The 22,909-nt window shown below is 67.2% G+C and carries 23 protein-coding genes and 1 tRNA gene; 13 read left to right on the top strand and 11 right to left on the bottom strand.

Features of this window, described 5'->3' with window-relative positions; all coding sequences use genetic code 11:
* Window positions 1–663 (top strand): sugar phosphate isomerase/epimerase family protein (locus ACWEQG_RS08185; RefSeq protein WP_452282850.1); only part of this gene is annotated, 663 nt, incomplete at its 5' end.
* 379 nt (window positions 664–1,042) lie between these two features.
* Here ACWEQG_RS08185 and ACWEQG_RS08180 read toward each other — a convergent pair.
* Both ACWEQG_RS08180 and aceE read right to left on the bottom strand, forming a co-directional pair.
* Window positions 1,043–2,935 carry a trypsin-like peptidase domain-containing protein gene (locus ACWEQG_RS08180; RefSeq protein WP_452282848.1) on the bottom strand — a complete coding sequence of 631 codons (1,893 nt, stop codon included), beginning with the start codon at window positions 2,933–2,935 and terminating at the stop codon, window positions 1,043–1,045.
* Between the two features lie 237 nt (window positions 2,936–3,172).
* Window positions 3,173–5,926, bottom strand: a complete 2,754-nt coding sequence (aceE, locus tag ACWEQG_RS08175; RefSeq protein ID WP_452282846.1) for a pyruvate dehydrogenase (acetyl-transferring), homodimeric type — start codon at window positions 5,924–5,926, stop codon at window positions 3,173–3,175.
* A 589-nt stretch (window positions 5,927–6,515) separates the two neighbouring features.
* On the opposite strand from aceE, the gene ACWEQG_RS08170 reads away from it, so the two are divergent.
* The 7 genes from ACWEQG_RS08170 (at window position 6,516) to ACWEQG_RS08140 (ending at window position 9,663) form a co-directional block, all read left to right on the top strand.
* Window positions 6,516–6,710 (top strand): DUF1918 domain-containing protein, encoded by a 195-nt coding sequence (locus ACWEQG_RS08170; protein ID WP_030505662.1) that lies wholly within the window; start codon window positions 6,516–6,518, stop codon window positions 6,708–6,710.
* Window positions 6,711–6,720: 10 nt separating this feature from the next.
* Complete coding sequence (locus ACWEQG_RS08165) at window positions 6,721–7,128, top strand: YjbQ family protein (RefSeq protein ID WP_363461804.1); 408 nt, start codon at window positions 6,721–6,723, stop codon at window positions 7,126–7,128.
* A gap of 141 nt (window positions 7,129–7,269) precedes the next feature.
* Entirely contained in the window at window positions 7,270–7,698 is a 429-nt protein-coding gene (locus ACWEQG_RS08160) for a DUF3052 domain-containing protein (RefSeq protein ID WP_084370137.1), read from the top strand.
* Window positions 7,699–7,770: 72 nt separating this feature from the next.
* Window positions 7,771–8,226 (top strand): peroxiredoxin, encoded by a 456-nt coding sequence (locus ACWEQG_RS08155; RefSeq protein WP_363461806.1) that lies wholly within the window; start codon window positions 7,771–7,773, stop codon window positions 8,224–8,226.
* A gap of 70 nt (window positions 8,227–8,296) precedes the next feature.
* A complete protein-coding gene (locus ACWEQG_RS08150; RefSeq protein WP_169979862.1) occupies window positions 8,297–8,623 on the top strand; it encodes a hypothetical protein in 327 nt (108 codons plus the stop codon).
* Entirely contained in the window at window positions 8,620–9,576 is a 957-nt protein-coding gene (locus ACWEQG_RS08145) for an ROK family protein (protein WP_452282844.1), read from the top strand. The genes ACWEQG_RS08150 and ACWEQG_RS08145 overlap by 4 nt, the downstream gene beginning before the upstream one ends.
* Window positions 9,577–9,591: 15 nt before the next feature.
* A tRNA-Val gene (locus ACWEQG_RS08140) sits at window positions 9,592–9,663 on the top strand.
* A 59-nt stretch (window positions 9,664–9,722) separates the two neighbouring features.
* Here the strand turns inward: ACWEQG_RS08140 and ACWEQG_RS08135 are convergent.
* The 4 genes from ACWEQG_RS08135 to ACWEQG_RS08120 form a co-directional block, all read right to left on the bottom strand.
* Window positions 9,723–10,205 carry a tyrosine-type recombinase/integrase gene (locus ACWEQG_RS08135; protein WP_452282842.1) on the bottom strand — a complete coding sequence of 161 codons (483 nt, stop codon included), beginning with the start codon at window positions 10,203–10,205 and terminating at the stop codon, window positions 9,723–9,725.
* 155 nt (window positions 10,206–10,360) lie between these two features.
* Window positions 10,361–10,681, bottom strand: a complete 321-nt coding sequence (locus ACWEQG_RS08130; RefSeq protein WP_452282840.1) for a hypothetical protein — start codon at window positions 10,679–10,681, stop codon at window positions 10,361–10,363.
* 644 nt (window positions 10,682–11,325) lie between these two features.
* Window positions 11,326–11,775, bottom strand: a complete 450-nt coding sequence (locus tag ACWEQG_RS08125; RefSeq protein WP_452282838.1) for a tyrosine-type recombinase/integrase — start codon at window positions 11,773–11,775, stop codon at window positions 11,326–11,328.
* 84 nt (window positions 11,776–11,859) lie between these two features.
* Window positions 11,860–12,264, bottom strand: coding sequence for a tyrosine-type recombinase/integrase (locus tag ACWEQG_RS08120; RefSeq protein WP_452282836.1), 405 nt, complete (start codon window positions 12,262–12,264; stop codon window positions 11,860–11,862).
* A gap of 62 nt (window positions 12,265–12,326) precedes the next feature.
* On the opposite strand from ACWEQG_RS08120, the gene ACWEQG_RS08115 reads away from it, so the two are divergent.
* On the top strand, window positions 12,327–12,482 hold the full coding sequence (locus ACWEQG_RS08115; RefSeq protein WP_452282834.1) for a hypothetical protein: 156 nt from the start codon (window positions 12,327–12,329) through the stop codon (window positions 12,480–12,482).
* Between the two features lie 19 nt (window positions 12,483–12,501).
* Here the strand turns inward: ACWEQG_RS08115 and ACWEQG_RS08110 are convergent, their stop codons facing one another.
* A complete protein-coding gene (locus ACWEQG_RS08110; RefSeq protein WP_452282832.1) occupies window positions 12,502–12,816 on the bottom strand; it encodes a hypothetical protein in 315 nt (104 codons plus the stop codon).
* 390 nt (window positions 12,817–13,206) lie between these two features.
* Here ACWEQG_RS08110 and ACWEQG_RS08105 point away from each other — a divergent pair, with 390 nt between their 5' ends.
* Window positions 13,207–14,019, top strand: a complete 813-nt coding sequence (locus ACWEQG_RS08105) for a Clp protease N-terminal domain-containing protein (RefSeq protein WP_452282830.1) — start codon at window positions 13,207–13,209, stop codon at window positions 14,017–14,019.
* A 79-nt stretch (window positions 14,020–14,098) separates the two neighbouring features.
* On the opposite strand, the gene ACWEQG_RS08100 is transcribed toward ACWEQG_RS08105, so the two are convergent.
* A complete protein-coding gene (locus ACWEQG_RS08100; protein ID WP_452282890.1) occupies window positions 14,099–14,863 on the bottom strand; it encodes a bacteriocin fulvocin C-related protein in 765 nt (254 codons plus the stop codon).
* 1,130 nt (window positions 14,864–15,993) lie between these two features.
* Window positions 15,994–16,224 carry a hypothetical protein gene (locus tag ACWEQG_RS08095; RefSeq protein ID WP_452282828.1) on the bottom strand — a complete coding sequence of 77 codons (231 nt, stop codon included), beginning with the start codon at window positions 16,222–16,224 and terminating at the stop codon, window positions 15,994–15,996.
* Window positions 16,225–16,907: 683 nt separating this feature from the next.
* Between ACWEQG_RS08095 and ACWEQG_RS08090 the strand changes: the two genes are divergently transcribed.
* Window positions 16,908–17,381: an NADPH-dependent F420 reductase gene (locus ACWEQG_RS08090; RefSeq protein WP_452282826.1), complete on the top strand. Its 474-nt coding sequence runs from the start codon at window positions 16,908–16,910 to the stop codon at window positions 17,379–17,381.
* A 466-nt stretch (window positions 17,382–17,847) separates the two neighbouring features.
* On the opposite strand, the gene ACWEQG_RS08085 is transcribed toward ACWEQG_RS08090, so the two are convergent.
* A complete protein-coding gene (locus ACWEQG_RS08085) occupies window positions 17,848–18,519 on the bottom strand; it encodes a response regulator (protein ID WP_452282824.1) in 672 nt (223 codons plus the stop codon).
* Window positions 18,516–19,691, bottom strand: coding sequence for a sensor histidine kinase (locus tag ACWEQG_RS08080; protein ID WP_452282822.1), 1,176 nt, complete (start codon window positions 19,689–19,691; stop codon window positions 18,516–18,518). Before ACWEQG_RS08080 ends, ACWEQG_RS08085 begins: the two co-directional genes overlap by 4 nt.
* A gap of 187 nt (window positions 19,692–19,878) precedes the next feature.
* Here ACWEQG_RS08080 and ACWEQG_RS08075 point away from each other — a divergent pair, with 187 nt between their 5' ends.
* The gene (locus tag ACWEQG_RS08075) at window positions 19,879–21,441 is read left to right on the top strand and encodes an alpha/beta hydrolase (RefSeq protein WP_452282820.1); all 1,563 of its coding nucleotides are present in this window, start codon (window positions 19,879–19,881) and stop codon (window positions 21,439–21,441) included.
* A gap of 284 nt (window positions 21,442–21,725) precedes the next feature.
* Entirely contained in the window at window positions 21,726–22,907 is a 1,182-nt protein-coding gene (locus tag ACWEQG_RS08070) for an NAD(P)/FAD-dependent oxidoreductase (protein WP_452282818.1), read from the top strand.
* Window positions 22,908–22,909: the final 2 nt, after the last annotated feature.

The following is a 22,909-nucleotide window of genomic DNA, read 5'->3' as shown; positions in this document are numbered from 1 at the left end:
GCCCGCGCGGCCGCCAAACTCGGCGTCAAGACCGTCGTCGGCTTCACCGGCTCCTCCATCTGGCACACCCTGGCCATGTTCCCGCCGGTCCCACCGTCGATGATCGAAGCCGGCTACGCCGACTTCGCCGACCGCTTCAACCCCATCCTCGACGTCTTCGACGAGGTCGGCGTCCGCTTCGCCCACGAGGTACACCCCAGCGAGATCGCCTACGACTACCACACCACCCTGCGAACCCTGGAGGCCATCGGCAACCGCCCGGCCTTCGGCCTCAACTGGGACCCCTCCCACATGGTGTGGCAGGGCCTGGACCCCGCCGGGTTCATCCTCGACTTCGCCGACAAGATCTACCACGTCGACTGCAAGGACGCCCGGGTCGCCACCCGCGACGGCCGCCGCGGCCGCCTGGCCTCCCACCTGGCCTGGGCCGACCCCCGCCGCGGCTGGGACTTCGTGTCCACCGGACGCGGCGACGTCCCCTGGGAGGAGTGCTTCCGCGCACTCAACCACATCGGCTACGACGGCCCCATCTCCATCGAGTGGGAGGACGCGGGCATGGACCGGCTGCACGGCGCACCCGAATCCCTCGCCTACATCCGCTCCCTCAACGCCATCACCCCACCCGAGGCCGCCTTCGACGCCGCCTTCTCCTCCGAGAGCTGACCTCTCTCCCCAGCTCCCGTGAGGCCCCGGGGCCGGGCCGCGCACACGCGCGACCCGGCCCTTCGCCATGTCCTCACCCCCACGCCGCCACCACGTCCGGCCAGGACGGCTCTCCCGCCGCGGAGGCCATGCCCAGGGACTGTCCGACGATAGGCCCGGCGGAAGGCTGCACGGCGTTCCTGCACGGGGTCCTGCGCGGGGTCCTGCACGGGGTCCTGCACGGGGTCCTGCACGGGGTCCTGCGCGGCGGGCCACAGGCCCAAGAGACACGACACAAGGGCCGGGCGCACCATCAGGTGCGCCCGGCCCGTGTTGTTCCCGCTGGGATCGGCTGAGGGGGCTGCGCGGGAGGGTGAGGTGTCACCCTCCCGCTCGGCCGTCACGCCTCCGGCCGACGGTGCTGCAGCTGACGGCGCAGCTCGGCGATCTCCCGCTCCAGGTCGGCGACGTCCGGCGCGCCGGCGTCGGCCGGGGCCTGGCCCGGCATGGCGTGCGGCCGCTGCTGACCGTAGGGCGCGGGACGCACGTACTGCGTCGCGCCGTCGGGCCGCTGCGGGTCGTAGCCCGAGCCAGGCCGCTGCCGGTCGTGGCCGTCCGAGCGCCGGTCGTGGGCGTCCGGACGCTGGTCGTAGCCGCCGGGGCGCGGCGCCTCGTAGCCTCCGGCCGTCCGCGCCGGCCCGTCGGCGGGCGGCAGGCTCTGCGGCTGCCAGCCCTGGGGGAGCACCTGGCCGTTCACCGGCTGCCGGTCGTAACCGCCGCCGACCTGGGCCGGGTAGCCGCCGCCGGAGTTCGGCCCGGGGTAGGGGCCGCCGTACGCGGGCGAGGGCGCCTGGCCCTGCGGGGAGGCGGAGTCCTTCTTGCGCCTGCGCAGGAGGAGCAGCAGCAGGAGGCCGCCGCCGACGAGGATCAGCGCACCGGCGCCGACGGCGATCCACACCCACATCGGCTGCGGGGTCTCGTCCTTGCCCGAGGAGATCGCCTGCTGGGAGTCGGTGATGTACTTCGCGACGTACGGGTGACTCGGGAACAGCGCCTGGACCTCGCGGAACTTCGGCAGCGCGTCCTTGTAGTGCCGCTTGAAGAAGTCGTCGAGCGCCTCGTTGTACTTGGTCGTCGTCAGCGACGCGGAGGGCTTGACGTTCTTCTCGTTCAGCTTCTCCTTGATGATCGAGACCGGGAGCACGAAGCTCTCGTTCTCCGACGCCTCGCCGTTCTCGCTCACGGTGCCGGCGATGAGCATGCCGACGACGTTGCCCGCCCGGCTGAACACGGGACCACCGGAGTTGCCGTGGTAGGAGGGCGCCTGCGTCTGGATGTACGGCACGCCTTCCTGCGTGCTGCGCTTGGCGTTGTACGGCCCTTCGGTGAGCGCGGGGTCGAGCTTCGACTCGACGCTGAACCAGGGCGTGTTGGTCACCAGGCCGGGGAAGCCGCTGATGTAGAGCGTGTCGCCGGTCTGCACGTCGACGTCCTCGCCGAGCGGCACGGTCGGCAGGTTCTGCTGGCCGTTGACCTTGAGCAGGGCGAAGTCCTTGCCCGGGTAGCTCTCACCGACCGAGACCAGCTCGGCCGGGACCTCCTTGGCCGTCTTGTCGACGCCGCCGCCGGGCAGGCTCTGCAGGACCGACAGGCTCTTCTGCAGGCCGCGGATCTCCAGGTGGGTGCTGTTGAAGGTGACGTAGATCTGCTGGACGAGCTCGATCATCTCCTTATCGGCCTCGAAGTTCCGCAGGGCGTTGATCATGTCCTTCGCGTCCTGCTTGTTGAACTTCTCCAGCGCCTGCTGCGCGAAGGTCTGCGACAGCTCCTGGTCGCTCATCTGCACGCAGTGCGCGCCGGTGACCATGTAGCCGTCGGGGGTGACCCACCAGCCCGTGCACATGCCGCCGACCTGGGCCTTGACCGTACGCTCCGGGCCGACGGGCGCGAGGTACCGGTCGACGTCGGACGCCACGCGCTGGAAGAGGAACTTGGCGATGCTCCGCTCATCGGAGGGGATCTTGCCGGCGAGCACGGCCTGCGTGGCCTCGTTGGTCAGCTGGTCCCATGCGGCCTCCTTGGCCTGGCTGCTCGGGACGACGACCTCGCCGGAGTAGGTGATGCTGGTGAGCTGCACGGCCGGGTGGGTGCGAGCGGCCAGCCGGGTGCCGACGGGGATCTCGTCCCCGGGGTCCGCCGAAGCGGGAGCGGCCGTGACAAGCAGGGCGAAAGCCGCGATCGCGGCCATCCCCCCGGTCAGTCTGCCGAAGTATTTCCTGATATTTCCATCCACGGCAGCAAGCGTGATGGAACGGTCTTGTTTCTTGCTTGGAGGTGGCTTGGGACCGGCGGGTACCGCAGTGCAAGTCCTCTTCGCGAGCCGCTCACGTGCGGTGGGACGGAGACGAGCGGCGAGGGCCTTGCGGTGGAGGCCCGCCCCTGAGCGTCCGGCGGCGAGCGGTCTGTGGCGAAGGTGCGGGAAACGACGGCGGCCCCCGCCGGAGCGGGGGCCGCCGGACGGATCCGCGGGTCAGACGCCCATGGACTGGGTGTCGTTGGTCTCCGGGGTCTGCTGGGCCGACACCTCGGTCACCCCGTTCTTGAGGTGGTAGCGGGCGACGGCCTCCTGCAGGACCTCGGCCTTGACCTCGCCGCGCCGTACGAGCTGGGTCAGCACCGCCAGCGTGATCGAGGCCGCGTCCACGTGGAAGTGGCGGCGCAGCGCCGAACGCGTGTCCGACAGGCCGAAGCCGTCGGTCCCGAGCGAGGACCAGTCACCCGGCACCCACTGGGCGATCTGGTCCGGGACGGCGCGCATGTAGTCGCTGACGCCCACGAACGGCCCCGGCACGCCCGACAGCTTGCTGGTCACGTACGGCACGCGCTGCTCGGCGTCGGGGTTGAGCAGGTTGTGCTCCTCGACGGTGAGGGCGTCCCTGCGCAGCTCGCTCCAGGAGGTGGCCGACCAGACCGAGGCCGACACCCCCCAGTCCTCCGCCAGCATCCGCTGTGCCTCCAGCGCCCACGGGCCGGCGACGCCGGACACCAGGATGTTCGCCTTCGGTCCTTCACCCGCCGCCGGAGCGTAGAGGTAGAGACCCTTGAGGATGCCCTCGACGTCCACGTTCTCCGGTTCGGCCGGCTGCGGGTAGGGCTCGTTGTAGACGGTCAGGTAGTAGAAGATGTCTTCGGGGTGCTCCCCGTACATCCGCCGCAGGCCGTCCTTGACGATGTGCGCGATCTCGAACGCCCACGCCGGGTCGTACGACACGGCGGCGGGGTTGGTCGAGGCGATCAGCGGGGTGTGGCCGTCCTCGTGCTGCAGGCCCTCGCCGTTCAGCGTGGTGCGGCCGGCGGTGGCGCCGAGCAGGAAGCCGCGGCCCATCTGGTCGCCCAGCTGCCACATCTGGTCGGCGGTCCGCTGGAACCCGAACATCGAGTAGAAGATGTAGACCGGGATCATGTGCTCGCCGTGCGTGGCGTACGACGTGCCCACCGCGAGGACCGAGCCCATCGAGCCGGCCTCGCTGATGCCCTCGTGCAGGATCTGACCCTCGGTCGACTCCTTGTACGACAGCAGAAGCTCGCGGTCGACCGCCTCGTACGTCTGGCCGTGGGGCGAGTAGATCTTGGCGGTCGGGAACATCGCGTCCACACCGAACGTGCGGGCCTCGTCCGGGATGATCGGCACGAACCTGGCGCCGATCTCCTTGTCGCGCATGAGGTCCTTGAGCAGGCGGACGAACGCCATGGTCGTGGCGACGTTCTGCTTGCCCGAACCCTTGCGCAGGCCGGAGTAGACGGGGTCGCCGGGAAGCTTGAGCGGCTTGGCGCGTACTACCCGCTTGGGCAGGTAGCCGCCGAGCGCCGCCCGGCGCTCCTTCATGTAGGCGATCTCGTCGTTGTCCTCGCCCGGGTGGAAGTAGGGCGGGAGGTCGGCCTCGAGGTCCTTGTCCGGGATGGGCAGGTAGAGCCGGTCGCGGAACTCCTTGAGCTCGGCCTTGCTCATCTTCTTCATCTGGTGGGTGGCGTTGCGCGCCTCGAAGTCCTTGCCGAGCGTCCAGCCCTTGATGGTCTGGGCCAGGATGACGGTCGGCTGGCCGACGTGCTCGCGGGCCGCCTTGAACGCGGCGTACACCTTACGGTAGTCGTGGCCGCCGCGCGACAGCTTGCGGATGTCGTCGTCGGTCATGTGCTCGACCATCTTGCGCAGGCGCGGGTCGCCGCCGAAGAAGTTCTCCCGGATGTAGGCGCCCGACTCTACCGAGTAGGTCTGGAACTGCCCGTCGGGCGTGGTGTTCATCTGGTTGACCAGCACGCCGTCGACGTCGGCCGCCAGCAGCGGGTCCCAGTCACGGCCCCAGACGACCTTGATGACGTTCCAGCCGGCGCCGCGGAAGTACGACTCCAGCTCCTGGATGATCTTGCCGTTGCCGCGCACCGGGCCGTCGAGCCGCTGCAGGTTGCAGTTGATGACGAAGGTGAGGTTGTCGAGCTCCTCACGGGCCGCGACGCCGATCGCGCCGAGCGACTCGGGCTCGTCCATCTCGCCGTCGCCGAGGAAGCACCAGACGTGGCTGCGGCTGGTGTCCTTGATCTTCCGGCTGAGCAGGTAGCGGTTGAACCGGGCCTGGTAGATGGCGCCGATCGGGCCGAGGCCCATCGACACCGTGGGGAACTCCCAGAAGTCCGGCATCAGCCGCGGGTGCGGGTAGGACGGCAGGCCCTTGATCCCGTGGGACAGCTCCTGGCGGAACGCGTCGAGCTGGGGCGCGTCGAGGCGGCCCTCCAGGAAGGCGCGGGCGTAGATGCCGGGGGCCGCGTGCCCCTGGATGAAGATCTGGTCGCCCGACTCCCCGTGGTCCTTGCCGCGGAAGAAGTGGTTGAAGCCCACCTCGTAGAGCGAGGCCGCGGACGCGTAGGTGGCGATGTGGCCGCCGACGTTGGTCCGCGCGTTGGCGCGGGTCACCATGACCGCCGCGTTCCAGCGGATGTAGGCCCGGATGCGGCGCTCGACGTACTCGTCCCCGGGGAACCAGGGTTCGCGCTCCGGGGGGATGGTGTTGATGTAGTCCGTGCTCCGCAGGCCGGGCACGCCGACCTGGTGTTCGCGGGCGCGCTCGAGCAGCCGGAGCATCAGGTAGCGGGCCCGGGTGCGGCCCTCGGTCTTGATGACGTTGTCGAGCGATTCGAGCCATTCGTTGGTCTCGCTCGGATCGACATCAGGCAACTGGCTGGGTAGGCCGTCACTGATGATCGAAAAACGCTGGCGTCCGGAAGCCACTGGGTCTCGCCTTCCGAGATGGACTTTGTCTCGTCGAGTCTGTTACGTCTGTGTTGCCTGCTGCGATGCGGTCAGCGCTTGATCGCGGCGTTGCGGGTCGTCTTCCATCCTGTCTCGTCATACCGGAAAGCGCATCTCTACTCCCCGGTAACCGAACCGTCCGCGCTGGCTGCGGGGTAGGTCTTGGCCTAGACCACCGATGGTAGGACGATTTTTACTCACCATCCATTCCCGGTTGGCGCCGGGGGCACCCCAACAGGCATCGGTACCGCATCGTGCCTGGTCGGAGCCTCCCTACCCGGTCTGGTCCCGGCCTACCCGGCAGGCGTGGCGGATTCGCCGTGACAGGGCGGAGGGCGCCGCGGGGCGGTGCTCCCGCCGTCGTCTCCGGAACCGTCCGCATCGCGCGTCCCCCGTCTCCGGCGGGTTCGCGGGGCCCGGACGCGCGCCGGGCCACACGTCCCCGCCGGGCGCCTCGCGGCCGCGTAACGTTTTGGTATGGGTTGTCCCTCCCTCTGTGGAGAGGAGGGTTTCTCCTCTTTCCAGGTGGCGATAGCCGTACCAGGCTCTGGAGAGAGGGGGGATCGAGATGCACGCAACCGTAGGGGACCGGCTGGTGGTGCACGGCGCGGTAGTGGGCGACCACGAGAAGCACGGTGTCATCGTCGAGGTCCGCGGCCCAGAGGGCGGCCCGCCGTTCCTGGTGAAGTACGAGGACGGGCACGAGGCGCTCGTCTTCCCCGGGCCGGACGCCGTCGTCCTCCCAGCTCAGCGCGAATCGTAATATCGCGGATGTGAAATCGACGGTGATCGAGGTACGGACCGGCGCGCGGGAACGTGTGCACGACATAACGGAGGAGTGCGCCGATTTCGCGCGCGAGTGCGGGGGAGACGGGCTGCTGCACGTCTTCGTCCCGCACGCGACGGCCGGCGTGGCGCTGCTGGAGCTCGGCTCCGGCAGCGACGAGGACCTGCTCGCCGCTCTGGGCGACCTGCTGCCGGCGGACGACCGGTGGCGGCATGCGCACGGCTCCCGTGGGCACGGGAGGTCGCATGTCATGCCCGCCTTCATACCGCCGTACGCCACCGTTCCCGTCCTCGGAGGCAGGCTGGCGCTGGGGACCTGGCAGTCGGTCGCCCTGATCGACCTCAACGTCGACAACCCCGACAGGCGTGTACGTTTGTCGTTTTTGACCGATTAAGAGATAACGGTGCGGGTCAGCCACCGTGGCGACCGTTGACGACTACGGGTCGCAGCGTGTGGACTGTGCCGAAGCATGGCTCTCAACGAGCCAGGACAACCGCAAATATGGGCGGGGTCACCCCAAGCAGGAGGGATGAACGTGAGCGCGACCGCGGGTCAGGCGCAGGACGAGCGCGGCCTGGCCGAACGACTCGGCCTCAAAGCCGGTCAGGTGGTGCAGGAGGTCGGCTGGGACGAGGACTGCGACGAGGCGCTGCGCCAGTCCATCGAGGAGCTGACCGGCAACGAGCTGGTGGACGAGGACTACGACGACGTCGTCGACGTGGTGCTGCTCTGGTGGAGGGACGGCGACGGCGACCTCTTCGACGCCCTTAGCGACGCGATGACCGCACTCGCCGACGGAGGCCAGATCTGGCTGCTGACCCCCAAGGCGGGGCGCGACGGCCACGTGGAGCCCAGCGACATCGGTGAGGACGCGGCGACCGCGGGCCTGTCGCAGACGAGCAGCGTGAGCGCCGCCAGGGACTGGTCGGGCACGAGACTCGTCGCCCCGAAGGCCCGCCGCTGAGAATTGCCCTGCCGTACGGCCCGGGATGCCGTACGGCAGGATGATGGGCGGACACCTGGGGAGGGACTGCTCATGGCGATAGAGGTCGGGCAGCGGGCTCCGGATTTCGCGCTCAAGGACCAGCACGGCGTTCCCGTGCGTCTTTCCGGCCTGCGTGGCAGGACGGTCATGCTCGTCTTCTATCCCCTGTCCTTCAGCCCCGTCTGCCACGGCGAGCTCGCGGCGATCCGCGACGAGCTGGCCGGCTCCCTGCCTCCGCACGTCCAGTTGCTGGCGGTGTCGGTCGACTCGATGTTCAGCCAGCGTGCCTGGGCCGACCAGGAGGGCTTCTCGTTTCCCCTGTTGTCGGATTTCTGGCCCCACGGTGAGGTCGCCCGGGCGTACGGTGTCCTCGACGAGGACAGGGGACTCGCGCTCCGGGGCACGTTCGTCATCGACGGCGAGGGCGTCGTCCGCTGGAAGGTCGTCAAGCCGATCGGCTCCGCACGCGATATCGACGAGTACCGCAAGGCGCTCGCGGAAATCTGATCGTTTCATTGCCCGCCCCCGGGCACTGACATATCCGACTCCGACTCCGACTCGCCCATTGGAGGCCACGATGCCCTGCTACAGGTGCGGGGCCCGGCAGACCGACCCCGTCCGCGGCGCCAGTCCCTGGAAGCGCGCGGTGCGCCACGAGGCGCAGGTCCTCGTCTGCCCGGACTGCCAGCGTGTGCACGACCTCGATCTCGACACGTGCGCCTCGTGCGGCTCGATCGCGCTGATCTGCCGCCTGGGGGAGATCGAGTGCCGTTCCTGCGGGGAGGTGCGGCTCGCCCGCGACGGTGAGCCGCTCGTCACGGCCGGCCCGCCGGGTCCGGCCCGCATGCCCGGCCTCGCCGCGGAGGTGGAGGCGGCCCTCGACAGGGTGCTGGGCCGATCGTGACGTACGTCGTCGCGCTGGACGTGGGGGGCACCTCCATGAAGGGCGGCCTCGTCACCCGCGCCGGCGAGGTCACCGTCCTCGCCGGGCGTCCCACAGCGCGCGAGGACGGTCCGGACGCGGTGGTGGAGGCCGTGCGCGCCTACGTCGGCGAGATCGCCGGCCTCGGCCGCTCCCGGTACGGCACCGAGCCCGCCGGGGTGGGCCTGGCCGTCCCGGGCATCGTCACCGCGTCCACCGCCGTCTACTCGGCCAACATCGGCTGGCGCGACGTGCCCGCCGAGGCGTTCACGCCTCCCGGCGTCCCGGCGCGGCTCGGCCACGACGTCCGTACGGGCGGCCTGGCCGAGAGCGTCTTCGGCGCGGGGCGCGACGTCGCCGACTTCCTCTTCCTGCCCATCGGCACCGGCATCGCGGGCGCGGTGGTGCTCCGCGGCGAGCCGTACGGCGGTGCGCACGGCTGGGGCGGCGAGCTCGGGCACGCGGCCGTCTGGCCAGCGGGGGAGAAGTGCGCCTGCGGGCAGATCGGCTGCCTGGAGACCTACGCCTCCGCCTCGGCCGTGGCCCGGCGCTTCACGGCCCGCTCCGGCCGTACGGCGACGGCGAAGGAGGTCGTGGAGCTCGCGTCCGCGGGAGACCCGGTGGCGGCCGAGGTGTTCGGCGAGGCGATCGAGGCCCTGGCCATCGCCCTCGCGTCGTACGTGCTCGTGCTAGACCCGGCTCTGATCGTGATCGGCGGCGGCCTGGCGGAGGCCGGTCCGGCCCTGTTCGAGCCGCTGCGGGAGCGGCTGGCCGGCCGTCTGGCCTTCCGGGAGCCCCCGCCCCTGCGCCCGGCCGCCCTGGGCCCCCTGGCGGGGATGCTCGGCGCGGCGCTCCTCGGCTGGCAGGCGGCGGGAGAGCACGACGCGGGCGCCGACTGGTCGCTCGATGTGCTGAGAGGCGGGTCGGTGTCGTAAGGTGTAGTCCGGTCCGGGCGGTTAGCTCAGCGGTAGAGCACTCGCCTTACAAGCGAGGGGTCACTGGTTCGAACCCAGTACCGCCCACCTGCAAAAACAAGCCCCGTAGCGATCACGCCACGGGGCTTCGTGCCATTAACGTGCCATTAGCTTTGGATCTTGGCCCTTTTGATCTTGCGATTCATCGCGTCGGCGATGCCCTTGTCCGCCTCCGCCGTGCGGTGCTGGTAGATCATCGCGGCGCGCACGCTGTCATGGCCCATGCGTGCCATCAGGTCGCGAAGGGAAGCGCCGGCACTGGCCGCGATCGTGTTCCCGGTGTGGCGAAGATCGTGGAAATGGAGCCCGGGAACGCCGAGCTTGCGTGTCGTCTCGCTCCACTTGACGGCCCGCCGGAAGTTGCTGCGCCGCAGGATGCCGCCGTTCGCCCCATTAAAGACGAGCGCGGTCGGTTCCGACTCGGTGAACTGGTCGAGGTGCTGACGTAGCGCCGGAATGATCGCCTCTGGAATCGCCACCGTCCGCAGACCGGCACGTGACTTGGGCGGCCCGACGAGGAGTTCGCCCGTGTCCAACTCGACGTGCTGTTGCCGAATACTGACGGTCCCGGCGTTCAGGTCCAGGTCCATCCGCCGCAGCGCCGCGACCTCGCGTACCCCCCGCGTCGACGTCCCCGCGCCGCGCTGCGGCCTGGGGGCCGGTCGCGGCGCGGGCGTCCGCGGGGCCTCGCCGCACGCGCACCGCGCCGTATCGAGCCATCGCGCCGAACGCCGGCACGCCGCCGCTAGCAACCCGCGATTCGATCCAACGCCGCTAACAGTTCAACCGCTGACGAGACCTCGACTCCTTCCGGATCAAGCGACTGGTCGCCCCAGTTGATTCGGGTCACGTCCAGAATGCCGCCTCGGAAAACGGCGACATCGATCTCCACCGGAGGCTGCTCCAAGCGGAGGATGTAGACGGGGTCCATGCCGGGTGCCTCAAACGGTCCTTCCATAGTCAGGGCTGTCCCTGCCGCTTGAAGCACCCCAGTACGATCACGCCGCCATTGCTCCATCGCAGCGATGATCGTCTCGTCATCGCCAAGAGGATGAAGGTCTCCCATGATCCGCCATCCTGACATCGCTCCGCACAACCATGCCTCCGGCGGGGGCCTCGGCTCCGGGATGATCGCGATGAACGCGGGGCAGGTCCGTAGTGGCTGAGGTGGGCCTGATCGTCCCGCCTGCCGCGACCCAGGCAGAGCCCAGCAGCCCGACTCCTCCAGTTCAAGCCCGTCCGTGACCGTTGGCGTCTGATGATCGAGGAAGGGTGGCCGGTTGAGGTACACGCGAGGACGGGCTTGACCTTCCGTCGCCGGCCCGCTGCCGCTTCGCGGTGGGTCGAGGCAGACGGGAAGATCAGGCAGGGGAGAAGTGTGCAGGTCTGCACTTCGCGGTACGCCCCTTGATCGTCGTGCCATTAGCGTGCCATTAGACGGTGGAGAGGTGGCCGACAAGCCATGATCAGGAGAGGCCGCGAGCTGCGGCAAGAGGCGTGATCGCCGTGCCATTAGCGTGCAATTAGGGCAGCTCGGGGACGGCCAGCGGGGGAGCGGCGTCCCAGGTCGGCCCGCAGGTCAGCCTACTGCCGGGAGCGATCATGGCTCCTTACAAGCGAGGGGTCACTGGTTCGAACCCAGTACCGCCCACCTGGTGAAACGGCGTTTTGCCGATCTTGTTTTCGCGGACCGAGTGACTATCTGGGTGACTATGCCTCGAAGAGGCTGTCCATCTTCTCTGCGCCCTGCATGAGCACCGGGCGGATCTGCTTGCGGTAGACGGTCTCGGTGACCACGGTGTTCCGGTGGCCGACGAGGCGGGAGATGTCCTCGATCGGGACGCCGGAGTCGGACAGCAGCGACACGAAGCTGTGCCGCATCTCGCGTGGGGACCATTCCTTGCCGGGGAGATCGGCGTTGTCGAGGATCTTCCGGAAGTCGCGTCGTACGTTGTGAGCGGTGAGCGCCGTGCCGTTCTTGGTACGGAAGACGAGGTCGTACTCGCTGGAGGTCTGCTCGTCGACCAGGGCGTGAAGGGCGTCTACATAGAGGCGGGGCAGCTTGAGGGATCGACGGGACTTGACGGTCTTGGTGTCGCCCTTCTGCCGGACCGAGCGCCAGACGTGGAAACTCCTCGTGGTCCCAGCCGGCCTCGTCAACGGGCAACCACGCCTGCCGCTTCTCGTCGTACGCGACGACGTGTGACCAGGTGAGCGCACGAAGCTCCTCGGTCCGAGCGCCGATCAGCAGCGAGAGCACGATGTACGCTCGCATGCGCGGCGTGGCCTTGGCCGCCTCGTCAAGGATGGCCTGAGCCTGTGCCAGGGTGAGCGCCTTCGACGGGCGGCCCGCGCGCCCTTCGGGATCTCGCAGAGATCGACGACGTTCCGTTTCACCTTGTCGCGGCGCATTGCGCTCTTGACCGCGCGGTTCAGGATGCCGTGGATCAGCTTGAGTGAGCGCGTGCTGAGTTCTCCCTTCTTGCTCGTCAGCCAGGAATCCACGTCCTCCACGGACAGGTCACGCAGCTTGCGCGCGCCGAGCGCCGGGAGGACGTGGGTCTCCGCGAACGTGGTGTACATCCGGACCGTGCTGGGGGACCGGCCGCCCAGACCGTGAGCGAGCCAGTAGGTCACGGCGTCGCTCACGGTGTAGTTGGTCGGTGCGATGGCCAGGCCGTCTTCGTAGTCGCGGATGATCTAGACGCACGATGGCCCACGCCAACAGCCGTCCGATCGAGGTCACTGAGATCAAAGCCCCCGCCAACCGCTACGAGATCGGCTACCACACCGAGCTTGCCGACGACCCCGACTCCGACCTCACGCCGCAGGAGCTCAGCGACAACGGCATTGACCTCGTGATCTAGAACCTGCCGTCTGAGTGGCTCAGAGTTTCTTTACTGGTTCAAGGCGGCCCGCCTGCGGCGGCCTGCTCGCGCGGCGGGCGGCCAGCCGGCCGGGCATGCGGCTCTCCGGCCGGTCCCGGCCGGCGCCGCCCGCGCGCTCCTCAGCCACCGAGACCACGCGCTCCCAGGCGAACGAAAACACCATGGCCAGCAGCTCGATCAGGACGACGCGGCGCGCCGTCACGGGCCAAGGTCTTGTGTTGCCTTCGGCGGGGATCTCCGGCCCCGAGGTGATCATTTCGCGGAAGCCAAGGTTCGTAGATGGCTGGGAAGCCCTGATCACCTCGCCCGCCATCGACCCAGGCAAGCCCAGCAGGCCGACTCCTACGGCTCAAGCCCGGCCGTAACCGATGGCATCCAATGACCGAGGAATCACGACCAGGTTGACGTCCACACGAGGCCGGGCTTGCCCCTCCGTCGCCGGCCCGCTGCCGCTCCGCGGTGGGTCGATGGCGAAGGTATCAGGACAGGGGAAGAGTGTGCAGGGCCGCACACCTGGTGTCGTGACGACAGGAGCTTTATGGTTTATAGACAACACAAGCGTATATGCAACTACCATGATCTAATGAAGAGTGCGTGGCAGCCGAGAGGTGCTGCCCCTCGCACTCAACTGTAAAATGCAGAGAAAATATCAATGAAACAATAGAGGCGCACGAGGGTTCATGACATTGATGTGACTGCCCGAATGGGCATTGGCAGAATGACCTATTCCGTTCCGAGAGAGCGGGTACTAGTTTACTCGGGATCGTTAGCGACGTCGGGGCCGACGGAGGGCTCATGTTCTCAGAGCGTGACTTTCAGGCGGGTGCGATACGCACTTCCTCGAACTCGAAAGCTCCCGCGCCACTTCGATGAGCGCAACGCAGAGCAGGAGGACAGCCGGGAAGTCCGATCGGGATCTCATCGCACCATCCAGCCGAGCATGAAATTACAAAGTTCTGCCGCTAGTGTCACGAGACAGGGTATAGACTGGCGAGTAAGCCGAGATCGAGCTGGAGGATGCCAGATGTTTAGAAACAGAGTCCTTCACTGGCCAATTGAACGACTTTTCACAAAGCATGCACAGAGAGTCCTCGAGTTAGCGGTTGAAGAAGCCGTCAGCACACACGTCGACCGAGTCAGCCCGGAACATGTGTTACTTGGTCTTACCAAGAACAGGGCTGGAGTAGGAGCTTACTGCCTAGGGAAGCTCGGCATTGACCTCGATGGACTAGCCGGCGAGCTCACAGATGATCGAGACGACAGCAAGACGAACACAGCTGCACGACCCGAACTCGATCAGCGAACCGAGAATGTTTTGAATTACGCGCGGCTTGAGGCGCATGCCCTGAAACATCGATATGTCGGCACCGAGCACCTGCTGCTGGGTCTGATTAAAGAAGACCAAGGCAAAGCTGCAAACGCCCTGACGCGCCTCGGGGTAACACACTCAGCTCTACGTAATCAGGTAATAAGCGTATTAAGAGAACCTCCACCTTCGGGCTGGACAAGGCCTTAGAGTTCGGCAGTGTTCCGAAATGCAGGAGAGCGGCCAGGAATTATATATAATTCCTGGCCGCCACTGCGGTGTTTCTTGACTAACAGCCGCAACCGGATACGCACATCCCGTTGCAGCCATACTGATAAAAGAGGCCGCATCCGTCCCAGGTCACCGAACAGCTTGGCAACTGGGAGCAGACCTTATTGCTCTGCGAGGGCCAATAACAGAGGTCGTACTGGGTGGAGCACTCGCACGTTACCAGGACCCCAGAATTGCTTGAGTTCGCTGCCTCAGGGCTCGGCTTATCCGCTGGGCCCAGGACAGCAACCAATGCGATCGCTTCGTCTTGGCCGAATGCTTGGGTCAAATCCTGTAGGAGTCGCTCGTCCTCGGGGTCCGCTTTTTCTCTGACGCGGGTTGTGAACGTGTTCAGCTGAGCCACGCGCGCATCCACCTTAGCTAATGCCGCGTTCTGCTCATTGGTCAGATTCGCATGGGTCATGCGATAATTCGCGATGTGATCAGCCCAGAGCTGCTGCCTGGCTTTCGGGTCCAGTTCTCGGTAGATCGCCCGGCGGTATGTTATGTTGTACGTCGAAAATCTCTCGTAGGTCTTGGGAAGCCGATTTCTGTTCGCCGCAACCCATGCCTCGGCGCGGCCGGCCTCATCTGCTAGAGCCGGTGCTTTACCCGTAAGAACGATCCCTATTGCGATACCTGCGCCCGCGCTAATGCGTAAGAATCGACGCCTCGCCAGTGATTCTTCTCCGTACCTGGCTGCCGGCTCTTCTCCGCGCTTGGCCGCGCGATTTGCTCTCGCAAGGTCACCAAGCGCGGCGCAGAGCCTGATAGCTGCCCGCATACCGAGCCGTACGAAGAGTTGAGCACCCATCGCGAGGCCAGTCCATGCTTGGACCCTGTCTCCCTCCACTCGAATAAGTGTAGGGACCCACGCAGCGTCTTCTCCTAGCGCTTGAGTACGGAATTCACGCACTTCCTGATGTCCCAGCGGTAAGACCTCAAGCTTCTCTCCAGCGGCCCTTTTCGCCGCCTTTGCGATCTCAGCGCACCGACCGCACGAAGCATCGAAGCCCAGTATCAGGCGTGAAGGTGAACTCATTCGTTCCTCCTTTTGCGGGGTGTCGTTTCTCGTGTATTAGGATTAGATGCGCAAGATCTGGGGCAGCTTCCGAAACCCTCGAGCCTGCGCGTTTGACAAGCGTCTCGACTGGGTGCTATGTGTCTTGCAATGTGTCAATTGTGCCCAAAGTAACTAAGAGAGTCAAGAGCCGATTGCATGAAAATTGACTGACTAGTCAACCTCGTTGACATTGGTCACAAACGCGTAACTATCTACCTATTTGTCCGGTTCTGTAACAGCTTCAATGCACTGAGTGTGTGGCAGGCATAACGCTTCGTGGCCTCCATCGCCCATGAGCCGCTCGTCCGGCTCTACATCATTCCCGGCCTTGCGAAAGCACCTCGACAATTCACCGCTGACGATGTATGTACGTGGCTCGAGAATCTGACGTCACTCTGTGCTTGCTGGGATCAGACGAAGGATCGCAAGCGGCGGGAGTCCAACCGGCAGTGCTGCCCCGAGACAGCGCTGTAAGGACGACTGCAACGCGCGACATATAGGCGGAATGATCAAGGGGAAGCCGTCAACTCGGACGGCATATGCCGAGGTGAGAGGCATCGACGATCGGACTTGGCACTCGCTCTCCTAAAGCGGATGCTCGAATATCTGCAGCGCGGCTTCCGGTCCTCGGGTCTGGCGGCCTGCGGTCCGGATTCACTTGGCATCGGATTATGAGGGGGGCCATCGGACGTAGCTGCTGTACAGCACAGTGGCTCACGCGGTCACACCTCGCCGCGCTGAATCTACCGCGCGAGCGACTTCACTCGTCGCGAACGAGGCTCTCGCCCTTCCCTCGTGAACAGAAGGTCCGGGTTCGCTTCCCCCGACGCCTACGCACGTCCAAACTGGCCCTACCGCGCCTCGCCGGAGAGCAGGGCAGCCCAGACATCGCGCGCCTGGCGGAGCGGCCAGCGGTAGGTCTCCTTGATCTCATGTTCGGGCTCGGACTGGAGAGTGCTGCGGATAAAAGCTTGGCCGCCAGCCTGGCACAGTTCGTAAATGGTCGCCCGAAATTCGCAGGTCCAGGCCAGGACGCGGACCTGGCCAACCCCGCAGAAGGGCGGGTGCCAAACCAACTCCATGTGCCCTCGTCGACGCATGTCGACGTGCGGGCTTAGGCACTCGTCCGAAATGCTCATGATGAAGTGCCCGTGAGCAGGGCGGACAGCGGATGATGCTGCCGGAGATCCTTGTAGCGGACGGCGATTCGGCGAGCGGTGGTTACCGGGTCGTCGACTGGACCGAACGCGTAAACCCATCGCTGGGTCCGTAGTGATTTACGGCCCGACTACCAGCGGTAGCACCGGCCATCCGTCCAGACGACTAGCTCGACCCACACAGACACCAGGGCGAGCCCATAACCTTCATAAACATCAGGTTGGATTCCGAGAGCCGTCAATTCGTCGCTCAACCGTTCAGCGGCTCGTGATGGCGTTGTGAGTGTTTTCCCTCGTGCGTCAGTGGGACGGAATCCCGTCATGGCCGGATGCATGTTGCAACGCTATGAGCAGGGACAACATGCCCGGAAGTGCGATTTCGTGTCACTTCCTGATGCCCACAAACGGTAGTGACACGAGCGGTGTCACGATTCAGTAATCGAGCCGCACAAAGTCTGCGAGGTCGCGCATTTCGCTGGTGAGCGTGCGGCGCCTGCCGGTAATTGCCTTGAGGATGTCTCGGGCGTATCGGTGGTTGGCCATCCACTCCGGAGCATCACGTCGAACACCTTGCATGACGTCGAAGGCTTCACCCGCTCTCAGCCGTCGTGGGCGCGGAGGTGGTGGTCAACGCGACACCCGGCACAGCCTCCGTGCCGCTGCTCGCCGAGATAGGCGCCCCGGCCCTGGCGGGGAAGGTGCTGCTCGACGTGTCGGTCGGTTTCACCGAGGACGGCGCGCTCTCCCATCCTGGAGAGAGCCTCGGTGAGGAGATCCAGCGAACGTTTCCGGACACGATGGTCGTCAAGACGCTCTGCACCATCGACGCACGGCTCATGGGTGCGCCTGACTCGTTGGAGGGCCCGAGCACGGTCTTCCTCTCAGGGGATGACGGCGAGGCCAAACGCACGGTCGGCGGGCTCTTGCATGACCTGGGCTGGCCCGCGGAGTCGCTGCTCGATCTGGGAGGCATCACCACGGCTCGGGGCCAGGAGCATTACAGCCTGCTCTTCCTGGGGATCGCCGGCGCCATCGGCTCGTACGGTTTCGGGATACGGGTGGTGGCTCCGTCCCGGGGCTAGGGGGCAGTCTTCAGAGCTTGGATCGTTAGCTCCCGTAGGTGGATTGGCGATATGACCAAGCATGGGCCGGTCCGCGCTGCCAAAAGTCCGCGCGCAACAGCGTATGGGAGCGCCGATATGGCCGGGGCATGGGAAGGGTCTTGCCGAGGGATGGATCGAGGTTGCTCACGGCAGGTACCCAGCTGAGGCTTCATCACCCAGCAGGACGCAGGGCGGCGAAGTGCGATGTGCGGGTCGGGGCCAGCGGCGTTCCGGTGAGCCAGGCGTCGAGCCTAGTGAGGTTCATCGCCGCGGCAATGAGTAGGTGCTGGAGATGGGTCTTGGCGGTCCCGCGGTAGCGGGATCGCAGGCCGAAGCCGGGACCTGCGTGATCTTGCCGCTCATGACGTCGGTGAGCTTCCGTGCCCGTCATGTGCCCGATCCGTGGGGATCTTGCTCGTCCGGCTCGGAAAGACGCTTGCAGGTTTCAGCGGTCGTCGTCGGCGAAGCCCGTGCGGTAGGCGAAGACCACAGCTTGGACGCGGTCGCGTAGGTCCAGTTTGGTGAGGATCCGGGAGACGTAGGTTCGGACGGTCTCGAAGCTGATTACCAGTTCCGCGGCTATCTCGGCGTTGGAGAGGCCACGGGCGATCAGCCGCAGCACCTCGCGTTCGCGGGGAGCCAGGACGGCCAGCGGATCCTCGTCAGGGGTGGGGACGGCCGGGCGGAGGCGGTCGGCGAAGCGACCTATCAGGGTACGGGTCACGGTGGGGGACAGCAGGGACTCTCCGCGGGCGACGGTGCGGACGCCGTTCACCAGATCCAGTAGAGGGGCGTCCTTCAGAAGGAAACCGCTGGCTCCGGCACGCAAGGCTTCGTAAACGTACTTGTCCACGTTGAACGTGGTCACCACCAGTACCTTCGGCGGCGCCACGACACCGGGGCCGGCGACGCGCCTCGTCACCTCGATGCCGTCCATCAGCGGCATGTGGATGTCCATGACCACCACATCGGGCTTCAGGCTGGTGACCGCCTCGACCGCGGCCGGGCCGTCGGCGGCCACGCCGACCACCGCCATGTCCGGCTGCGCGTCGAAGGCCGTCATGTAGCCGGTACGGACGATTTCCTGGTCCTCGCAGATCACGACACGGATGGTCATTCGGTACCGCCTACGGGGATCGACGCGGAGACTCGGAAACCGCCGTCCGGTTGCTCGCCTGCGGCCAGCTCGCCGCCCAGCGCGCCTATCCGGTCGCGCAGTCCGGCCAGGCCGCGGCCGCCGGAGAGGCTGCTTCTCGCGCCGACGGGGACCACGGCGGCGGCGTTCGTCACCTCGATCTCCACGCGGTCGTCCCGGTAGCCGATGCGAATGGTGGTGGGGCGGCCTTCGGCGTACTTGACGGCGTTCGTCAGGCCCTCCTGCACCACCCGGTACACGGCCAGCCCCACGCCGACCGGGAGCGAGGGCTGGTCGCCGTCCTCCACCAGTTCGATCGGCTGGCCGCCGCTTCGACTCTGTTCGACCAGGTCTCGCACGCTGCCCACGACGGGCGTGGCCGACTCTCCGGTCGCCTCCAGCACGTCCAGCAGGTACCGCAGTTCGGCCAGGGCTCGGCGGCCGGCGCCGCCGATCGTGGACAGTGCCGTGACCACGCGCTCCGGCGACGTGGCCACGAACTGCGTGGCGTCGGCCTGCACGACGATGGCGGTGACGTGGTGGGTCACCACGTCGTGCAGCTCCCGCGCGATGCGCGCCCGCTCCGCGGCGGCCGCGGCCTCGGTGGCGAGCCGCCGTCGCTCGGCCTCCTGGAGCCGCTGCCCGCGTACGAAGGCGCCGCCCAGCCAGCACGCGGCGAAAAGCAGGTAGAACACCAGGAAGTCGCTCTGCAGAACCGGTGAGCCGAGCAGGATTATGGCCACGCACAGCACGACGTACGCGGCCGATGCCACGACGGCGATGACGCGCCGGAACCGCTCCTGGTGCGCGCCGACCGAGTAGAGCGCGATGTACACCGTCACGGTGCCGAACTGCATCGGGTAGCCGAGCGTCTCGTAGATCGCGAAAGCCGTGCCGTTGATCACCAGACACGCGGCGGGCCATCGGGTACGCACGGCCAGGGGCACCGTCTGGGCCAGGATCAGGACGATCTGGAACGCGTCGGCCGGGCGTCCTGGCAGGTCGCCGAACTGGACGCTCATGATCGACAAGGCCGGCACGAACGCCAGCCCGGTGGACACGACGGCCAGCCACCGGTCCCACACTCTGGCGTCGTAGACGCGCCACACCTCCCGCAGCCTCCGCAAGCGGTCGCTGACCCAGGTCCCCGACATGGCTGAGAGCCTAGCGATCTCTGATCCTCGAGTTACCGCGCTTGTCCCTCATGTGAGCTACACGGAATGTCTGCAACGCAGTGATTCGGGACAGCGTCCTCCACTCCTAGCTTTCTCATCAGCGGCCGACAAGCACGGTCAACCGCGAAGCAGATCGCGGCACATCGGTAATTCGGAGGACAACACCATGGAGAACACCATCCGCGTACGCGTCGTCGTCGCCGGTGCCCTGACCGCGGTCGCGGCAGCGGGGGCGGGGGCGGTGATCGGCGGGCAGCCGGCCGGCGCCAGGGCCGTGGCGACCGCCGGTGACGTCCAGACTTCGATCAAGTGGGGTGAGTGCCCGAAACTCGCGCCGGGCGCCAAACGGGACCCCAGGCAAACCTGCGGCACGGTCAAGGTGCCTCTGGACTACCGCCGCCCCGGCGGAGAGACCATCACCGTCGCGGTCTCCAGGATCGCCACCGCCAAGCACGGCGAGAAGCGCGGCGACCTGCTGTTCAACCCGGGTGGTCCGGGACTGCAGGGCCTGGACATGCCCGGCCAGATGGCACTCACGCTCCCGAAGGGGGTGCTGGACTCCTACGACCTGATCGGGTTCGACGCGCGCGGCGTCGGCCACAGCACCCCGATGAGCTGCGGTCTTTCCGGCTCCAGCCTTCTCACCATCTTCCCCTACCCCGGCGCCGGCGGCTCGATCGAGGGCAACGTCACCATCGCGCGCGCCGTCGCCCGGCAGTGCGCCACGATCGGTGACAAGCTCCGCTTCTTCAACAGCGCGAACACAGCGCGCGACATGGACCGCATCCGCCAGGCGCTCGGGGCGCGGAAGATCTCCTACTGGGGCCAGTCCTTCGGCACCTACTTCGGCGCGGTCTACGCCTCGCTGTTCCCCCGCAACACCGACCGGATGGTGCTGGAGGGCAACGTCGACCCGAACAAGGCGTGGGCCAAGATGCTGAACACCTGGAACCAGGGCATGAACGACCGGTTCCCGGACGCCGCCCGCGTCGCCGCGGCGGACAACGCCGGCCTCGGGCTGGGCGGCACCGTCGACGAGGTCACCGACACCTTCCTCACGCTGGCCGACCGCCTCGACCGGAAACCGGCCACGATGCCGGGCACACCGGTGGCCATCAGCGGCGCGCTGCTGCGTGGCGTCACGTACCAGATGCTGCTGCACAACGAGACGCTCGCCCCGCTCACCCGATTCTGGAAGGTGGCGTCCGACCTGTCCGCCGGCAAGACCCCGGCGGACGCGGACGTCGCCGTCCTCCGGCAGGTCCTCGCCGACACCCCGGCCACGCCGGGCGTGCCGGCGGACAACCAGGCCACCATGGCCCTGGCCATGATCTGCGGGGACACCACTTGGTCGCGAAAGGTGACCTCCTATGCCAAGGCCACCGCGGCCGCCCGCGCGAAGTACCCGCTGAGCGCGGGCATGCCCGACAACATCAGGGCGTGCGCGTTCTGGTCGCAGAAGCCGATCGAGCCGGTGGTCAAGGTCACCTCGCGCGGTCCGCGTAACATCCTGATCCTGCAGAACCGCCGCGACAACGCCACACCGTGGGCCGCGGGCCGGGGAATGCGCAAGGCCCTGGGCGACCGCGCCGGCTTCCTCGGTGTCGACAACGGCGGCCACTACGTCTACGGCACCGGCTCGACCTGCGCAGACAAGGCCACCGTCGCGTTCCTGAGCAAGGGAACCCTGCCGGCCAAGGACGTCTCCTGCGACGGCCCCCGGCCCTGACCGTCATGCCATCATCTAGGACCTGCCTGCATAGGTGATCTAGATAGAGGATCCCGGGACAGGACATCACTACTGCCGATTTCAAGGCGGCGGCGCACCGCGCCGCCGTCGATTCACATCCAGGTCAACCCCGGCAAACTCCAGCGCGTCGCGTGCCGGTGGGCGGCCGCTGGACCTCATCACCCGCTCCCGGCGAGTCGGTGACCTACATCACATCTCGTCCCTGTCAGGGATCGCGCGCCTGTCCGGTTCAGGAGGTGCAAGCAACCAGATAGGAGCGAGCCATGAAGCACCGCATCGTCGTCCTGGGGGCCGGATACGCCGGAGCCAACACCGCCGGTCGCCTCGCCAAGCGGTTGCACCGCGACGATGTCGAGATCACCCTGGTCAACGGCGACCCGGAGTTCGTCGAACGGGTACGCATGCACCAGCTCGCGAGCGGGCAGGATCTGCGGCCTCGCCCGCTGCGCGACGTCTTCGCGGGCACCGGCGTACAGGTCCGGACCGCGCGGGTCACCGCTGTCGATGTGGACGGCAAGACCGTCGATCTCGGCGGTGAGACCCTCGCCTATGACACCCTCGTGTACGCCCTGGGCAGCGTCATCGCCGATCAGGGCGTCCCTGGTGTCGCGGAGCACGCCTACAACGTCGCCGGCAAGCAGGCTGCTCTCGGACTGCGGGCGCGCCTGAGCGAGGTGAAGCCCGGTGGGACCGTGCTGATCGTGGGCGGCGGTCTGACCGGCATCGAGACGGCCACCGAGATCGCCGAAGCCCACCCGGACCTTGAGGTCGCGATCGCCGCGCACAGCCGCGTCGGCGGCTGGCTCAGCGACAAGGCCCAGCGCCACTTGCGCGGCGCCTTGGACCGGCTCGGGATCACGGTCCACGACCACGCCGACATCACGCGCGTCGAAGCGGACGGCGTGATCACCGGTGCAGGCAGCAAGATCCGGGCCCAGGTGACCGTGTGGACCGCGGGTTTCACCGTGCACCCGATCGCGGCCGCCACCACCCTTGAGGTGTCCGACACGGGCCGGATCGTCGTCGACGCCAGCATGCGGTCGGTCTCGCACCCCGATGTGTACGCCGTCGGCGACGCCGCGCTCGCCGAGGGAGCGGGTGGCAAGCCCCTGCGGATGTCCTGCGCCTCGGCGAACCCGATGGCGTGGCTGGCAGCCGACGTCATCGCCGCGCGCCTGACCGGTCGCAAGGTGCCCACGACCACGATCGGCTACTCCGTGCAGTGCATCAGCCTCGGACGCCGCGATGGGATCATCCAGCGCGTGACCCCTGACGATCAGGTCACGTCCACCGTCTTCACGGGCCGGACCGCCGCCCGCATCAAGGAGATGATCTGCGCTAGCGCGGCCTGGAGCATCTCCCACCCGACCATGATGATGCCGAGCCGCCGCCGCCACCTGGCGGTCACCGGCGCAGTGGAGACCCGGCCCCTCACGCGGTCATGACG

This window comes from Microbispora sp. NPDC004025, from assembly GCF_053604425.1.
This window is presented reverse-complemented; position numbering and strand designations above follow the sequence as displayed.

Excerpts from the sequence above, each read along its gene's own strand:
- ACWEQG_RS08170 (WP_030505662.1), top strand. The coding sequence starts at position 6,516 with ATGCACGCAACCGTAGGGGACCGGCTGGTGGTGCACGGCGCGGTAGTG.
- ACWEQG_RS08155 (WP_363461806.1), top strand. The coding sequence starts at position 7,771 with ATGGCGATAGAGGTCGGGCAGCGGGCTCCGGATTTCGCGCTCAAGGAC.
- ACWEQG_RS08150 (WP_169979862.1), top strand. The coding sequence starts at position 8,297 with ATGCCCTGCTACAGGTGCGGGGCCCGGCAGACCGACCCCGTCCGCGGC.
- ACWEQG_RS08135 (WP_452282842.1), bottom strand. The coding sequence starts at position 10,205 with ATGGACCTGGACCTGAACGCCGGGACCGTCAGTATTCGGCAACAGCAC.
- ACWEQG_RS08130 (WP_452282840.1), bottom strand. The coding sequence starts at position 10,681 with ATGGGAGACCTTCATCCTCTTGGCGATGACGAGACGATCATCGCTGCG.
- ACWEQG_RS08115 (WP_452282834.1), top strand. The coding sequence starts at position 12,327 with ATGGCCCACGCCAACAGCCGTCCGATCGAGGTCACTGAGATCAAAGCC.
- ACWEQG_RS08110 (WP_452282832.1), bottom strand. The coding sequence starts at position 12,816 with ATGGCGGGCGAGGTGATCAGGGCTTCCCAGCCATCTACGAACCTTGGC.
- ACWEQG_RS08105 (WP_452282830.1), top strand. The coding sequence starts at position 13,207 with ATGGGCATTGGCAGAATGACCTATTCCGTTCCGAGAGAGCGGGTACTA.
- ACWEQG_RS08100 (WP_452282890.1), bottom strand. The coding sequence starts at position 14,863 with ATGCGGGCAGCTATCAGGCTCTGCGCCGCGCTTGGTGACCTTGCGAGA.
- ACWEQG_RS08095 (WP_452282828.1), bottom strand. The coding sequence starts at position 16,224 with ATGGAGTTGGTTTGGCACCCGCCCTTCTGCGGGGTTGGCCAGGTCCGC.
- ACWEQG_RS08085 (WP_452282824.1), bottom strand. The coding sequence starts at position 18,519 with ATGACCATCCGTGTCGTGATCTGCGAGGACCAGGAAATCGTCCGTACC.
- ACWEQG_RS08080 (WP_452282822.1), bottom strand. The coding sequence starts at position 19,691 with ATGTCGGGGACCTGGGTCAGCGACCGCTTGCGGAGGCTGCGGGAGGTG.
- ACWEQG_RS08075 (WP_452282820.1), top strand. The coding sequence starts at position 19,879 with ATGGAGAACACCATCCGCGTACGCGTCGTCGTCGCCGGTGCCCTGACC.
- ACWEQG_RS08070 (WP_452282818.1), top strand. The coding sequence starts at position 21,726 with ATGAAGCACCGCATCGTCGTCCTGGGGGCCGGATACGCCGGAGCCAAC.